Genomic DNA, 15,136 nt, shown 5'->3' on the forward strand with positions numbered 1-15,136 from the left:
TCGCTCATGGTTGAATAAAAGATGTATTTTAAATACATGTTTTGTGAGGGGATGGAACAATGGCTACGAGCACAACTTTACACCCAAAAACGATCGAAATTGTCAAATCAACAGTGCCGGTATTGGAGAAGCATGGAGAACAGATTACAAAACGGTTTTATGAGCTCATGTTTTCCAATCATCCAGAGTTGCTGAACGTGTTTAACCATGCCCACCAAAAACAAGGGCGGCAGCCACGTGCTTTGGCTGCAGCAGTATACGCAGCGGCGCGCTATATCGATCAGCTCGATGCCATCTTGCCGGTCGTACGGCAAATCGGCCATAAACACCGGAGTTTAGGCATCAAACCGGAACAATATCCGATCGTCGGAAAGCATTTGCTGCTGGCGATCAAAGACGTCCTTGGCGATGCCGCCACTGACGAAGTGATTGCCGCGTGGGCGGAAGCGTATGAAGTCATTGCTGACGTGTTCATTCAAGTCGAGCAGGAGCTCTACGATGAAGCAGCGGCCAAACGCGGCGGCTGGCGTGATTTTCGTCGCTTTGTCGTCGCCAAAAAAGTGAAAGAAAGCGACGTCATCACCTCGTTTTATCTCAAATCGGAAGACGGCGAAGCCATTAGCGACTATTTACCAGGCCAATACGTCAGCGTAAAAATGTCAATTCCAGGCGAAACGTACACGCACATCCGGCAGTACAGCTTATCGGATGCACCAGGAAAAGGGTATTACCGTATCAGCGTCAAACGGGAAGCAGCGACGGCTGACAAACCGGCAGGCATTGTTTCAAATTACTTGCATGATCATATCCAAGAAGGGGATGTGCTTGAATTAAGCGCCCCAGCCGGTGACTTTACGCTTGATTTGGCAAAAGAAACGCCGGTCGTCTTCATTAGCGGTGGCGTTGGCATCACTCCGCTTTTGAGCATGGCAAATACGTTGGCCATTCGGCAACCTAACCGCCCGGTTACGTTCCTGCAAGCTGCTCTCAATGGCCGCGTACAGGCGTTTGACCAAGAGTTGCAGACCTTAGCTAAAAATCCAGTATTTTCTTATCACATTTGTTACGAGTCGCCGTCAGATGAAGATCGAAAACACCCGCACTTCAGCAAAGAAGGGCGGATCGATTTGGAATGGATGCAAACGGTCATTCCGTCCAAAGACGCTGACTTTTACTTCTGTGGCCCTGTTCCGTTCATGAAAACGGTCTATCGCGCCCTGAAGCAATGGGGCGTGCCTGAGGAACGCATCCATTACGAATTTTTCGGTCCAGCCGGCGATTTAACAAAAGACTAATCAATGGCCGCTTATCAAAAAGGCATCTCCCAGATAGGGAGGTGCCTTTTGTTATAGAGAACATCCGCGCTTCCCTGTTGGCAAGTCCGCCAATTTTTTGTATGATGGAAACTAAATATCGCAAGAAACTAAATCATCGCAAGAAAAGGGAGAGAGAACGGATGACTACATTTCGCCAACATCGCTGGCAATCGTTTTTGCAAGGCTACGAGCAGCGGGCTCGGTTGCTGATTTCCTGCCCGGACCGCCCCGGCATCGTTGCGGCGGTGACTTCGTTTCTTTATGAACAGGGGGCCAATATTGTCGAATCAAGCCAATACTCGACCGATCCGGAAGGCGGGACGTTTTTCCTCCGCTTGGAGTTTGATTGCCCGAACATCGCGGGTCGGAAGGAAGAGATCGAAACGGCGTTTGCCCCCATTGCCGAGGAATTTAGCATGACTTGGCAGCTTCGACTGCATAATGAAATTCGACGGATCGCGATTTTCGTCTCAAAGGCTGAACATTGTTTGCTTGAGCTGCTCTGGCAATGGCAAGCGGGGGAACTGATCGCCGATATCGCCCTTGTCATCAGCAATCATCCCGATTTGCGCGATGTGGTCGAGCCGCTCGGGATTCCGTATGTGCACATTCCGGTGACGAAAGAAACGAAAGCGGACGCGGAGGCTGAACAAATCCGCCTGCTTCACGACTATCGGATCGATACGATTGTGCTCGCCCGCTACATGCAAATTTTATCGCCGGCATTTGTCGCTGAATTTCCAGGGCGAATCATCAACATTCATCATTCGTTCTTGCCGGCGTTTATCGGCGCACGGCCGTATGAGCGGGCCTATGAGCGCGGCGTCAAGCTGATCGGCGCCACATCCCATTATGTCACCGATGATTTGGACGAAGGACCGATCATTGAACAAGACGTTGCTCGTGTTGACCATCGCCATCATCCCGACGATTTAAAACGGATCGGCCGCTTGATCGAAAAGACGGTGCTCGCTCGGGCGCTGAGATGGCATTTGGAAGACCGAGTCATCATTCATGGCAACAAAACCATCGTTTTTTATTGAACGTAGGCGGGAGAGGATTTTTCCTTTCCCGCATGGTATAATGAAAAGAAAACGGAATCAAACAGCCCTTTGCTCTCGGTTAGGCGAATGGAACATCAGGGAAAGGAGGAAAAAGATCGATGGGAGAGAAACGGACGCCAAGCGGTTTTCTGTTAAAACAACGTGCGTTTTTAAAATTGTATTTGATCACGTTAACGGAGCAGGAGCGGCTGTACGGACTGAAGTTGCTCGATGTATTGCGCCAAGAGTTTAAACCGCTCGGCTATCGTCCGAACCATTCAGAAGTGTACAAGGCGCTTCACGATTTAATCGAAGACGGCATTTTAAAGCAAGTGAAACAGAAAAAAGAAGGGATGAAGTACCAGGAAGTCGTGTATTATCGGTTTGCCGAGGGTGGGCAAGAAAAAGCGAAGCTGTATAAACGTCAGCTGAAAGCAGAGCTTGACCGGTGCGCGGCGCTCATTCGCAAAGCCATCGAGGACAACTACAGCTAGGGGCGCCCTTGTTTTTTCTTTTTATCCTATTTACATAATATAATTATGGTTTATTTATTTTGTTTTGCGTCCTGACGGGCGATTTAGTAGAATGAGAGGGGAATATGGCAACAGAGAGGAAGGCACACCAAATGAGGACATGGCCCTTAGTTGTAACAAAAGAAATGGAAAAGCGAAAAGAGCAGTTCCGCCACGATCCGGATCAGGCGTTGATCGGAGCCGGCGGGTATACGGCCGAAGATGAGGCAATCATCCATGATGCGGCAGTCGCGCTTGCGCTTGGGAAAAATGTGCTCTTAAAAGGCCCAACCGGGTCGGGCAAAACGCGGCTTGCTGAAACATTGTCCGAACTGTTTGGGCAGCCGATGCATAGCATCAACTGCTCCGTCGACCTAGACGCCGAAGCGCTGCTCGGGTTTAAGACGATCGTGCACCGCGGCGGTCAGGCAGTCATCGATTACGTTCCTGGCCCGGTCATTCAGGCGATGACAAAAGGTCATTTATTGTATATTGATGAAATCAACATGGCTAAACCAGAAACACTTCCGATTTTAAACAGCGTGCTTGATTACCGACGGCGGCTCACCAACCCGCTCACTGGAGAGGTTGTGCAGGCGAAGTCGACGTTTGGCGTCATTGCGGCCATCAATGAAGGCTATATCGGCACTGTGCCGCTCAATGAAGCATTAAAAAACCGTTTTGTCGTCATCGATGTGCCGTACGTGCAAGGAGCGACGTTAAAATCGGTGCTATTGGCGCAAACTACATTAACGGATGAGGCGTTGATCGACCGTTTCGTTTCTCTATCAGCAGATTTGCTGACACAAGTGAGAAACGGGCAAGTCGCTGAAGAAGCCGCCTCGGTGCGTGCGTTGCTCGATGCATGTGATTTGGCGGCGTATATGCCGCCGTTGCGCGCGATTGAACGAAGCATTGTCGATAAGCTAGACGACGAACGCGAACGCGCTGCTGTGCGCAACATTGCTGAAACATGGTTTGACGAGTAGGAGGCGGCGCATGGAACGGTTTATGATGTTCAACGACCGGCCAATTGATTCGTTTTTGGTCATGCAGCTTTCCGATCTCGCTCAAACGCTTGCCCGCGACCGTCGTTGGACGGTGGAGTTTGCCGCCCATTCCGGCGTGCATCTGGCTAAGCAGACGATATATGTGAGTCAATTTTGGGATGTGTATCCACTCCTAGAGAAAGAGCAGGCGATGAAAAGCGATGTGGTCTTGCGGATGATCGGCACACATCGGCATACCGATATAGCTGTTGTCCGCACCTTCCGGCAAACAGCGGAGGCACAGCCGCTCTCTAAACTGTTAAAACAGTTGTTCTCCTTCGCTGAGGATCTCCGTTTGGAAACGATATGTGAGCGGGAGCGGCCAGGACTGAAACGATGGTTTCGCGCGCGCCGTCGTCTGTACCGCCAGTATTTCGCCCAGCAATGGCAGGCGAACCGGACGCGGGGAGCCCTCACTGATCAGTTTTTGGCGGCCATGTACTTGCGGCTGACCACCGATTCGCCGCTTGACGACGTCCCGCTCGCTCCGATGGCAGATGAAGCGGGACAAGCGCGCCTCGAGGCGCTATGGCCGCAGTTTTTTGACGTCTCATCGACAGCGGAAACAGCCCGTTGGACGCTGGCGATTGTAGAGCTGGTGGGAGACGTGCTGTCTAATGACATGGTAAACAACTACACATCGCTGCCGATCGTTGACGACGATGAAGATGAACGGAAGACGACGCTTCAAGATCTCAAGCGAACGGATCCGTTGGAAAATCGTGATACCTCGAATGATTCCACAAACAGTGAAGTACATCGGCAAGTGTTGTCGACCTGGCACCGGGAAACGAGCCGAACGGGCGGGAATGTTCTTCGGTTTGAGCTTGAACGCGGCACCCGCACCGGGATGCTTGGCGACGGGGCGCGGCCGGGAGAAGACGGCGATCAGGCGCTCGCCATCGTCCAAGGAACGTCGCGGCCGACGAACCGAAATGAATATGGACCCGAAGCGCAAGCCTCCTTTGACGATCATCCACCCGCCGGAAGCGGTGCCTTGTATGGTGAAGCGAACCGTCAAGCTGAGCTTGTGCTTCTTCCTTCACCACCGCCAAGCCCGATCCATCTCCAGCAATACCGAACTAAGCAGACGACGGTAGCCCCGTACCGGAAACGGCTTGTGCGGGTGATGGAGCAATGGCTTGAGCATCAACGCAGCGCTTGGCGCACCAACTTGCCCGCCGGGAGGCTGCGTAAACAGTTGATACCGTTTTTCACCGATGAGCGGCCGCGTTTGTTTTACAAAAAAGGCGAGCCGGCGCGGCGGTTTGATGCAGTGTTTGGGTTATTGGTTGACTGTTCCGCTTCCATGCATGACAAAATAGAAGAGACGAAAACCGGTCTTGTTCTTTGTCATGAGGCACTGAAAACGTTGCGGGTGCCGCATGCCATTGTTGGATTTTGGGAAGATGCGAACGAGGCGACCGCCTCTCGACAACCAAACTATATGCAAATAGCTGTGTCATTTCGTCAGTCATTGGAGCCATCAAGCGGCCCGGCGATCATGCAGCTTGAGCCGCGCGAAGACAATCGCGATGGACTGGCCATTCGTTGGATGACAGAGCAGCTCCTCCGTCGCTCGGAAACGCAAAAAGTGTTGCTTGTTTTCTCCGATGGCGAGCCGGCTGCTTATGGCTATGAACAAAACGGCATCATTGATACGCATGAAGCGGTTGCCGAAGCGCGCCGCCACGGCATCGAAGTTGTCAATCTCTTTTTAGGACGTGGGGCGGATGACGAATCGACGCGGCGGACGATCGAAAACATTTACGGCCGTTTTCGCGTCTTTGTGCCACATGTCAGCGAACTGACGGACCGGCTGATTCCGCTTTTGAAAACGTGGTTGCAAAAAAGCTTGTAATAAAAAAGGATGGGAAGCGATGATTAAATTATTTACCGACAGCGATTTAGACGGCATCGGCTGCGGACTGCTTGCGAAGCTGGCGTTTACGGAAGTCAACATTTCGTTTTGCTCCTATCGGAATCTAGATGAGCGAGTCACCCAGTTTCTGCAAAGCGAAGAAGCAGACAACGCCATGCTGTTTATCACCGACTTGGCCGTCGGCAAAGACGTCGAAGAACAGCTCGCCGAACGGGCCAAGCGCGGCGGTCACGTGCAAGTCATCGATCACCACGTGACGGCACTTCATTTCAATGACTATCCGTGGGGCTGGGTCGTGCCGACTGATGATGACGGCAAAAAAACGTCCGCGACCTCGCTCTTTTACGACTATCTCGTCCGTGAAGGGAAACTAGCACCAAGCGACTCATTAGCAACGTTCGTCGAGCTCGTCCGCCAATACGATACATGGGAATGGGAAGAAAACGGGAATCTGCAAGCAAAACGACTTAATGATTTATTGACAATTTTAGGGCTCGACGGCTTTTGGGATACAATGAGCGAGCGACTTGCCTCCGGCGAACCGTTCGCCTTGACCGAAACGGAAGAGCTGATTTTGGATATGGAAGAAAAGAAAATTCAGCGCTACATCCGACAAAAACAAAAGCAGCTCGTCCAACGCTCGCTCGGTGATTATTGCATCGGCGTTGTATTTGCTGAGCGGCATTTGTCGGAACTCGGCAACGCCTTATCGAAACGATACCCTCATCTCGACTTGATTGCCATGGTCAATATGGGAACGAAACATATCGGCTTTCGCACCATTCACGACGACGTCAATGTTGCTGAGTTCGCTAAACAGTTTGGCGGCGGCGGCCATCCGAAAGCGTCCGGCTGTTTTGTTGATGACACGACGTTCCCACTCTTTGTCGTCGAGACGTTCCCGCTATTGCCGGTTTACGGCGATGCGGAACAAAATCAGCTGAACCAACGGGACGAAGCCGAAGGAACGTTTTGGACGAATCATCATGGCCAATGGTGGCTGAGCCGACGGACGGAACAAGGATGGACCTTGTATGCCGATGGGGGAGAGACTCGCACATTCCCTGAAGAAACGATAGGTGAACGTTGGTTGAAGCGGCAGTTTGCTGCAGGGCTCGCCCACGATGCCACTGTGCTAGAATTTTTAAGCGCACGGCTCGGGCGGGACAAAGATACCATTCAAGCCGACTACCCAGCAGCCGTCAAGCAATATAAGCAACAAACCGGCATCGAACGTTGATGCCGGTTTTTATATGCTTGAAAGAGAAGACAATTTCCTCACCCTGTTTAGAAGATTGGATGAAAAGCAGCTATTTCTCCAAAATTGTCTGTTCTTGCATGTGGAAGAGGCTTTGGCTTTATAAGGGGGGCAAGAACCTAGCTGTAGATTGCATTGCTTACTAGATCATCGGTTTTTTTGTTAAAGAAAATGTTAACGTAATTGTAACAGTTTTTGTGTTTAGGAAAAACAGTCTTTGATATAATAAGTACATAGGGAGGTGAAGAAGATGAAACAGTATGTCTTTTCCTTTCACACAGAGCAAGAAAAGGCGTCTGCATGGGAAGAAGCCATCTTAGCGTCCGGAATGATGGAAGCCTTTTCAAAAGCCCAACGGCTTCTTATGAAATATAAACAGGAAAAAGGCGTGCCGATTCGCATTCGATATAAAGGTGTCCGCTATCGTTATACTGATATTGCGTAACGTTGAGAGTCAAAATAAAGAAAGGATGGAAACATGCTTTCCTTGCGACAATCGACACGCAACGGGTAACGTGCAGTGTTTCTTGAGTCATTCGAGAACACTGCACGTTTTTATTGTACTCGTATGCATGAAGCAGCATGATAGTCGCATTCTTGTCGATTCCAAAACAAGATCGTGGCGATTGTGTTCGTCCTGCTGAACCGGCTAACCGGCTATCCTCGCAAACATCTCATCATCTTTCGGGCAATGAGTGACGACGATATGCGAACCATTTATCAGGGACCAGACGAAACAGAAACACGAGCTGAAGCGAAAGCGGAGGACGTCGTTGCTCGCAAAGCGGCACACGCTGTCTAAGCGCCCCTTATCTCATCCCGTTGCACCGTAAGATAGGGGAGGGATGAACTTTACTCCGGCTGGTTATCCTGCATAATCAAGCAATATGACTGATCCGTTTTAACTGGCATCGCTTTCAACTCAGCAAGGGGATATATCGAAATAAACACGCCAACGGTCAAACGATCCGGAAGACGCGGCGGATAAAATAAAATCGTTCTGGTACCAATCATAAGCGACACAAAAGCCGAATCGACGACTCTTAATTTTCCAGCCTAACGCTGCTTGTCCAACAAATACGGACAAGCTCTCATCGTCATCCCAGATTTGTTTGCCATCACGCACATGCACAAAGATAATTGGTTCATGTCAGAAGACCATTTTTTTGTTTCTGTCTCACTATCATGAGATTACTTATTATTGAGACAGTCACCCCAATAACTTCTTATAATTTATATTATGTCAACTTGATAATTTCCGCCTAAATTGAGGGTTTCTTCCCTCAAGTACCCATAAAATCAATTATCCGGAACTTGTTAACCTAAGTTCCTCATAATTTTTTGTGTCTACGAATTATCATTTTTTAAACGAATTATCATTATTTTTTTATCGATTATCATCGGTCGTTGATTATCAATTGGAGGTGTTTTTTATGTTGTTTCGACAAGCCATTGATGAATTTGTGTTGTACTTGCAAATTGAAAAAAACTATTCACTTAACACCGTTGATGGTTATGCTTATGATTTGAGATGTTTCGAGAACTTCTTAATTCAACACGGTTATTCAGTACAACTTAATGACATTACAAAAACGCATGTTCGTCGCTTCATCCAGCATCAGATTACAAAAGAAAATGTTAAACCTAGAACGGTCTATCGGAGAATTTCTTGCTTGAAATCGTTCAGTAAATACTGCGTCAAAGAAAATCTAATCGACAGCGATTTTATGATCGGAATTGATACTCCTAAAACGGATAGCAAATTACCGACTTATATGTCTTTGTCTGAACTACGAAAACTGTTTCATTTTTTAGAGCAAGACAATAGCCGAATGGCGATGAGAAACCATCTTCTATTTAAACTGTTAGCCACTACGGGTATGCGAAGATCTGAAATTGTTGAACTAACTTGGGAACAAATTGATTTATCGAACAACACGATACGCATATATGGGAAAGGAAAAAAAGAGCGCTTACTCCCCCTTCATCCTATGGTTGTTCCTTTAATTAAAAGTTATATGGGAAGTTTAGAGGAATATCAGCTCCATCCTTCCCAACCGGTATTTTTAAATAAAAACGGCAAAAAACTAAATCCGCGTGGTTTACATAAGATATTTAAAGAAATCTTACAAAAAGCAGGTCTGCCACCTCAACGGTTCTCACTCCATCATTTGCGGCATACGTTTGCTACCTTGTTGATACAAGAAAATAAAGAAAATGTTGATTTGCGTACCGTACAAGAACTACTCGGCCATGAAAGCTTAGTCACGACGCAAGTATACACGCATGTTGATTTTGAGCAAAAGAAAAAAGCGATTGAAACATTTAACATATTTTGAGACCTGCCTAGTACGGAAATAACTACCCTAGCCGGGTAGTTATTTCATGTGAATATGAGTTGGCGGATACAAAGGCACTGGATGCGTGAGGTCGTATGACATTGAGTGCATTCCATGAGTTTGCTGATAAGGCATTGGAGCATGTGGAAAATACCCTTGCTGCGCCATAGTAATCTGATTATAAAGTTCTGGTGCTTGAAATGTAAAATAATCAGAATGATTATTCCCTGATTCTTTAAGTATTTTTTGCTGTAATACCGCAAATGCATACTTTATAAGATGTTCTTTAAACAGATTGATGTAATTTTTGTTTTTCAATTGATTCGAGTAAACTTTAGGAACTTCATCAAAAATTTCTTCTAAATCTAGCGTGATATTATAATTAGATTCAAGTTCCATAGCGGTTTCAAAAAGAGTTTCGATTATTACTTGGGCCGCTCGAATTTCTTTAATATACTTTGCATCACTTAAAATATAATGCTGCAGAGCGCCAAGCTCATATTTAGAGTGTCCAAGCAAAAAGCGTATAGCATCATCTGAGACCCCCATTTCATGAAACAAGGTAGAAAGAGTGTATCGTAATCCGTGCGGTGTGAAATACTTCTCTGTTTTACGGATTATTTTGTTTCTTCTTCCCTTCTCTTTTGCATTATTATGATTTTCATTATTCTCTGGTTGTTCATATTCTACTTTCACCCATCCCAAATGTTCACATACTTTATCGATTATATAATTCATCTGCTTGTTAATGAGCGGCTTTCCTCTCAAGCCGTATAACAATGCATCATTTGGTTCCATGTGTTCTATATATTGGGTGAGTAATTTCATGAGCTTAGGTGGTAATGGAATAAAGAAGTCTTTGTTTTTGCTGTTTGGCGAATTGTCAGTGTGTTTATCCCCTTCCTCTAGATATTGGTCAAGAAGTTTATCTTCTTTTACTCGATCTTTTTTGGGATCGAACTCATAAACTAGACCGTTCATAGTAGTAGAGACTGAACGAACGGTTAGTTTTTCGAGCGATGTGACTCTGAGAGCAGTAAACATATCTATTAGGGTTGGAACTAATACATTAACACCTCTTTCTTGCAACTCAAACGCAGCTTTGTAAACTTGGTATAATTCGGTAATATTTAATGCTCTCGAATGATGTTTTTGTTTATTAGAATCTGTGATTTTTAATGCTGCGAATGGATTTCCGTTAATAACTCCGAGCCGGTTATAATGCGTAAACATAGATTGCATCGTTGCCTGATGTTGTTTTATCGTTCTCGGACTATAGCCTTGTTTTCGTTGATCATTTTCCCATATCTTCACAAATTCATAATCGATATTCTCAAGCACTGGATTTAACCCTTGGTTTAACATATATTCTGACATGTAAATTACATTTTTACGGTAGGTACGTCTAGTGTTTTTTGACCAAAACTGGCTTTTTTCATATTCATTAAAAGCCTCAATTAAAGTAGATTTAGCTGAAATATTTGTCTTGCTCATGATCTATTACCTCCGTATAAAAATAATTGAGCTTAAAATACAAAAAACCCCAAGCCAAACACCGCTACTTCTTATGCGTGTATATACGCATAGGTAGCGCTGTAAAGCTTGGGGTTTTCCCTTGTCGTATATTAAGTTATTCATTTGTTTTGTATTTTATCAGATTATGATGAAAAGTCAACAATTATTTTGCAAAATATAATAATAAGAGCAAAGAATCTGCAATCATAAGTGACGATTATTACCAATCATCAGCCATCCTTTTCTTTTAAATCAACCTTGTAATATTCCAACCCTCTTTCCAGCAAAACATTTACTAGTGCATTTATTTTAAATGATTTTTCTACACTTAGATTTTTTATTGTGTTATACATTTCTTCTGTTAAGAAAAAGGTTTTCTTCTCTTTTAACAACGAATGATCTACTTTTAAGTAATCTTTGAACATTTTATATTCCAAATCGAAATTCTCTTCAACGTTTATTGGCGTTCGATTTTCTTGTTTCTTTTTTACAAAGGGTTTATCAACTAATAAAACGACGATTCTACTTTTTACATCTCTACTCAATGATTCTTCTGGTGCAATACCTTTATATTTATATTCATTTTCTTCTTGATCAAATTCAATTGCTGCATTTGCCAGTTTTCTTTCTAAGTCTTTTTCATTTATTCCTGCCATAGTTGCAACCTCTGCCAATGATTTTCCGTTGTTTAACTGTTCTAATGCTTCTATTAATTTCATTTAAATCACCTCCGATTGTTTTAAACATTATAACTTCGCTTGTGCTAAATTTTAATAACTTTTGCAGAATATTTGTGGCAATTTATAGCCATATAAATTCAGATGTGCTACGGATTCTGAAAAGAATGTATTCAAAATTTATCATGATATTTTGATCAATCTATACTTAATCGATGGCCTTATCAGCAGTTTTACAATGCCCGGTCGAACGATACAAATAAAAGATACGAATTAAAATACATCCGCCCCATCACTTATCGAAATAGTATTGACCGTCATGCAACCTTTCTTTTATTGAGCGATTTAAAAGTATATTTTTTCTATTCAACTCCAATGAAATGCTAAAATATCTCACATTGAGTTACAGATTCATAGGGTTAACTGGGTATATTAAAACCTACCCAGTTAACTGTATGAACAACTTCATATACCTAATAGTTTAAAAACGTCCTCAAATCAAGTGTTCTCAAATTTAGAAGAATGACCTATCTAGACGACTATTACTATACCCTGACTCCTAATTTGATCTAGATTTTCTATTAAAATAAATTACACTTTCTGGGTTGACACTTACCCATTCCATTTAAGGGAATTGTTTTCCTTACCAATGAGAAGCAGCAAATGTAATGTATTATGAAATGCCTTGACGTTGAATGAACGTATTATCTACCTTTAAGAGTATGGCCCCCGGATTAAGCAACGGATATTCGCCTGCTTATGACATCGTTGAATAGGTTGGAAGAAACCATACGTTTTGAAATGAAATGAAGTGTATGCAATTCAACAAAGCAACCAAGCAACTGCTTAACGAGGTTATCATTGTGTTCTTCTATTTATTAGAAAATCAGGCCAATTATTTAAAATCGTTTACGTACATGTGAGCAATGCATATGACTCATCCTTGTACACCAACTTGCATCAATTTATTCAAAGACTAATGGAGATTTATCGAAATGAAGTGAAACAACTGTAGCCAGAGGAAGTTGAACAAATCGTACTTCATTCGGAGCGAACTCCGTATATCATCCCTGCTCCGCAAGGTGATCATGATTTAAAGGACATAGAGGAAGAGTTGGAGATGCCAAGTGAGAACATCACATTTATCCAGTTAGACACTGAGGATACGTAGGACATATCATCCAAAGCTTCGATACAATAATGGGTCACAATAAATCGTAACGATGACCGCGGCAATAATAATCAGGTTTAAGAAAAGATCCTTTATGATGGATTATGATGATTGCCCGTAACCATCGAAGGAAATGAAAAAAGATGGCTTCTAAACCATTCAGAAGCCTTCAAATCTCCAGATGATATGTAAAAACAAAACAGAAGGCTGTCCTCAAAAGGTTTTTACGACCTTTTGGAACAGCCTCTTTCTTTTTGCTTTAAGACAATTTGTGAATGATCGCCATTCTCCCTCTCGGAAATTTGACTTGATGATTCTTATCAAATGTCAGCGGTCCGTCCGGTTGAAAAATAAAGAACGATTCACCTTTTTCCATGTTTTCTTTAAACGTTTTATAACGCACTTCAAAAATGGCATTGGCTTCATCCAAAGATAAAGCATCGATTACTGCAAATTCTTCATCTCTCCCTTTCACTCTTCTCACGACATAATACTGATTCATACACAATCCCTCCAACATATTTTGTAAATAAAAAAACATCGGCAAGAATGCCAACGACTGTTTTCGTCATACATCCTTACCGATGATTTTTCACCATTTCTCTGGACCAAAAAGGCCTTCTGTTATATTAATTGTAAAAGGAAAGAAAAGTAAAAAACAAAATCGATTATCTATTATCATTCTATCTTACCCTTTGCCTTTTTTTAACCCATTTCATCGAATTTCTCCCTGTAAAATAACAAATCTGCTCGACAAAAGTGAAGACTGGGTAGATAAAATAATGGCCACCCAGGTAGGGAATTCAATATAGAGGCAAGCAAAAGAAACTTACAGTATATTTGTGGTAATGAAATGAAAAAGAAACGGGAAGAAGTACGAATACATCCAAGAGAAAAATTAATCGAATAATCAAATGACAATGTCCAGATGACAAATAGGAGCGAGAGGAATAGGCGGAAAGTAGTTTTTACATATTTTCCGTACCAGTGACCCCCTTCTTTTTTACAAAAAATCCGTACCGACAAAGAACTTTTTACAAAAATCCCGTACCAGAGAGGGACTTTTTACAAAATTTCCGTACCGGGAAGGAGTTTTTACATATTTTCTGTACTCCGAGTTCGACAGTCCATTTTAGGCAAGGACAATTCAGAAAAAGCCTTTTAGTCTATACACTAGAAAAATACGTTGATTTTCGTAGGCACACGCTTCGTATGTCAAGGTTGATTATGTTTTCCCCAAAATCGCCGGTTTAACCATTCCCCAGAAAGATCTCATGGGTCCCTCTGTTTTTCTTTTTGGATCCTCTTTTCCCGTAATCGATAGCTTTCCCCCATTAAGTATGGAATGATGCAGCAATCGATCTAACATCGCCGTCGCAAGAACCGAGTCTCCCACGTTCTCCCCCATTTCCTAGAGCTTTTGTTGGGGTATGCTCGTACCGTCGGGGGATCACTAGAAATAAGCAATGAGCGCTGTTCGGATCCAGTTTTAGGTACCCCATTTCATCGATCATGAGAACAGTTGGATTCACAAAGACACGAAGCTTTTTCTCCAACTTTCTTTCTTGGCTGCCTCTTCTTAACTGAGTGACCAAATCATGGGCGGTAACAAAATACGTTTGATATCCTCTTGCGATCGCCTCCATTCCAATCGAAATCACCAGGTGTGTCTTTCTAATCCCCGGTGGACCGAGAAAAAGGATATTTTCTTTTCGGTCAATACACGACAACGTAAGCAGCTCTCGAATCCATCGCTCATCTAGCGAGGGTTGCGCGGTAAAATCAAACGTATCGATCGTCTTGCGATACGGCAGTTTGGATCTTGATGAGCGTTTGGATCAATCGTTCCTGCCTTTTGACGATTTCTGCCTCTAATAAGCGGATAAGCGGAACAAAAACTCCGAATAGTTCTTTCATAATCTTTCCCTTCGCAGGAATGCGTCATAACTCGTAATCATGAACCATTGCTCCTCTTATTGACATTATAGTTCTATTGTAAGTGAGGAATTTTATTCGGCTATATTGGGGATTTTATCATCTGCTTTAACACATTATATATGGAATTTATATACCGCAATGTTCTGCACCTTTTTCTTGTAAAAAACAAATGGTAACGAAAGTGCGTATCGATTCATCGTAGCCATTGGGTTTTCCTTGTCCTGATCCTCCTGCGTTTTTACTTTTTGTTTCCTATATGCGTTACCACGTCAATCACTTCAGAACAGAATGGTTTGGCGCCATGGCCGCTTGTTGATCCCTAATTGGGACCAACAAAAGAGACGAATCATCGTGCCGAATCAACGTAATGATAAGGTGTTTCCAAATATTGAGCCTAAGAGAGAGAATAACGCCCGCTGATCTGCAGAAAAGAACA

General features: G+C 43.9%; 12 protein-coding genes and 1 pseudogene. 9 read left to right on the forward strand and 4 right to left on the reverse strand.

Features of this window, described 5'->3' with window-relative positions; all coding sequences use genetic code 11:
• Window positions 1-59: 59 nt before the first annotated feature.
• The 9 genes from hmpA (at window position 60) to DSM465_RS0110445 (ending at window position 9,399) form a co-directional block, all read left to right on the forward strand.
• A complete protein-coding gene (hmpA, locus tag DSM465_RS0110400; RefSeq protein ID WP_029761308.1) occupies window positions 60-1,295 on the forward strand; it encodes an NO-inducible flavohemoprotein in 1,236 nt (411 codons plus the stop codon).
• A gap of 161 nt (window positions 1,296-1,456) precedes the next feature.
• Window positions 1,457-2,359, forward strand: a complete 903-nt coding sequence (gene purU / locus DSM465_RS0110405) for a formyltetrahydrofolate deformylase (protein WP_029761309.1) — start codon at window positions 1,457-1,459, stop codon at window positions 2,357-2,359.
• 119 nt (window positions 2,360-2,478) lie between these two features.
• The gene (locus DSM465_RS0110410; protein WP_008881855.1) at window positions 2,479-2,853 is read left to right on the forward strand and encodes a helix-turn-helix transcriptional regulator; all 375 of its coding nucleotides are present in this window, start codon (window positions 2,479-2,481) and stop codon (window positions 2,851-2,853) included.
• Between the two features lie 131 nt (window positions 2,854-2,984).
• Window positions 2,985-3,860: an ATP-binding protein gene (locus DSM465_RS0110415; protein WP_029761310.1), complete on the forward strand. Its 876-nt coding sequence runs from the start codon at window positions 2,985-2,987 to the stop codon at window positions 3,858-3,860.
• A gap of 10 nt (window positions 3,861-3,870) precedes the next feature.
• Window positions 3,871-5,781, forward strand: coding sequence for a vWA domain-containing protein (locus DSM465_RS0110420; RefSeq protein WP_029761311.1), 1,911 nt, complete (start codon window positions 3,871-3,873; stop codon window positions 5,779-5,781).
• Between the two features lie 19 nt (window positions 5,782-5,800).
• Window positions 5,801-7,042 (forward strand): DHH family phosphoesterase, encoded by a 1,242-nt coding sequence (locus DSM465_RS0110425; protein ID WP_029761312.1) that lies wholly within the window; start codon window positions 5,801-5,803, stop codon window positions 7,040-7,042.
• A gap of 268 nt (window positions 7,043-7,310) precedes the next feature.
• A complete protein-coding gene (locus tag DSM465_RS0110430; protein ID WP_029761313.1) occupies window positions 7,311-7,505 on the forward strand; it encodes a hypothetical protein in 195 nt (64 codons plus the stop codon).
• Window positions 7,506-7,679: 174 nt separating this feature from the next.
• On the forward strand, window positions 7,680-7,862 hold the full coding sequence (locus DSM465_RS19885; protein ID WP_029761314.1) for a hypothetical protein: 183 nt from the start codon (window positions 7,680-7,682) through the stop codon (window positions 7,860-7,862).
• Between the two features lie 631 nt (window positions 7,863-8,493).
• The gene (locus tag DSM465_RS0110445; protein ID WP_029761315.1) at window positions 8,494-9,399 is read left to right on the forward strand and encodes a tyrosine-type recombinase/integrase; all 906 of its coding nucleotides are present in this window, start codon (window positions 8,494-8,496) and stop codon (window positions 9,397-9,399) included.
• Between the two features lie 39 nt (window positions 9,400-9,438).
• Here the strand turns inward: DSM465_RS0110445 and DSM465_RS0110450 are convergent, their stop codons facing one another.
• From DSM465_RS0110450 to DSM465_RS18285, 4 genes and pseudogenes are all read right to left on the reverse strand, one after another.
• Complete coding sequence (locus DSM465_RS0110450; protein WP_029761316.1) at window positions 9,439-10,893, reverse strand: tyrosine-type recombinase/integrase; 1,455 nt, start codon at window positions 10,891-10,893, stop codon at window positions 9,439-9,441.
• 251 nt (window positions 10,894-11,144) lie between these two features.
• Window positions 11,145-11,633, reverse strand: coding sequence for a hypothetical protein (locus DSM465_RS0110455; RefSeq protein WP_029761317.1), 489 nt, complete (start codon window positions 11,631-11,633; stop codon window positions 11,145-11,147).
• Window positions 11,634-13,021: 1,388 nt separating this feature from the next.
• Entirely contained in the window at window positions 13,022-13,264 is a 243-nt protein-coding gene (locus tag DSM465_RS0110460) for a hypothetical protein (RefSeq protein WP_016838737.1), read from the reverse strand.
• 770 nt (window positions 13,265-14,034) lie between these two features.
• Window positions 14,035-14,649 (reverse strand): annotated as a pseudogene (locus tag DSM465_RS18285) (ATP-binding protein); the annotation flags it as partial.
• Between the last annotated feature and the right edge of the window lie 487 nt (window positions 14,650-15,136).

Origin of the sequence: Geobacillus thermodenitrificans subsp. thermodenitrificans DSM 465 (assembly GCF_000496575.1) — a bacterium.
Taxonomy (GTDB): Bacteria; Bacillota; Bacilli; order Bacillales; family Anoxybacillaceae; genus Geobacillus; species Geobacillus thermodenitrificans.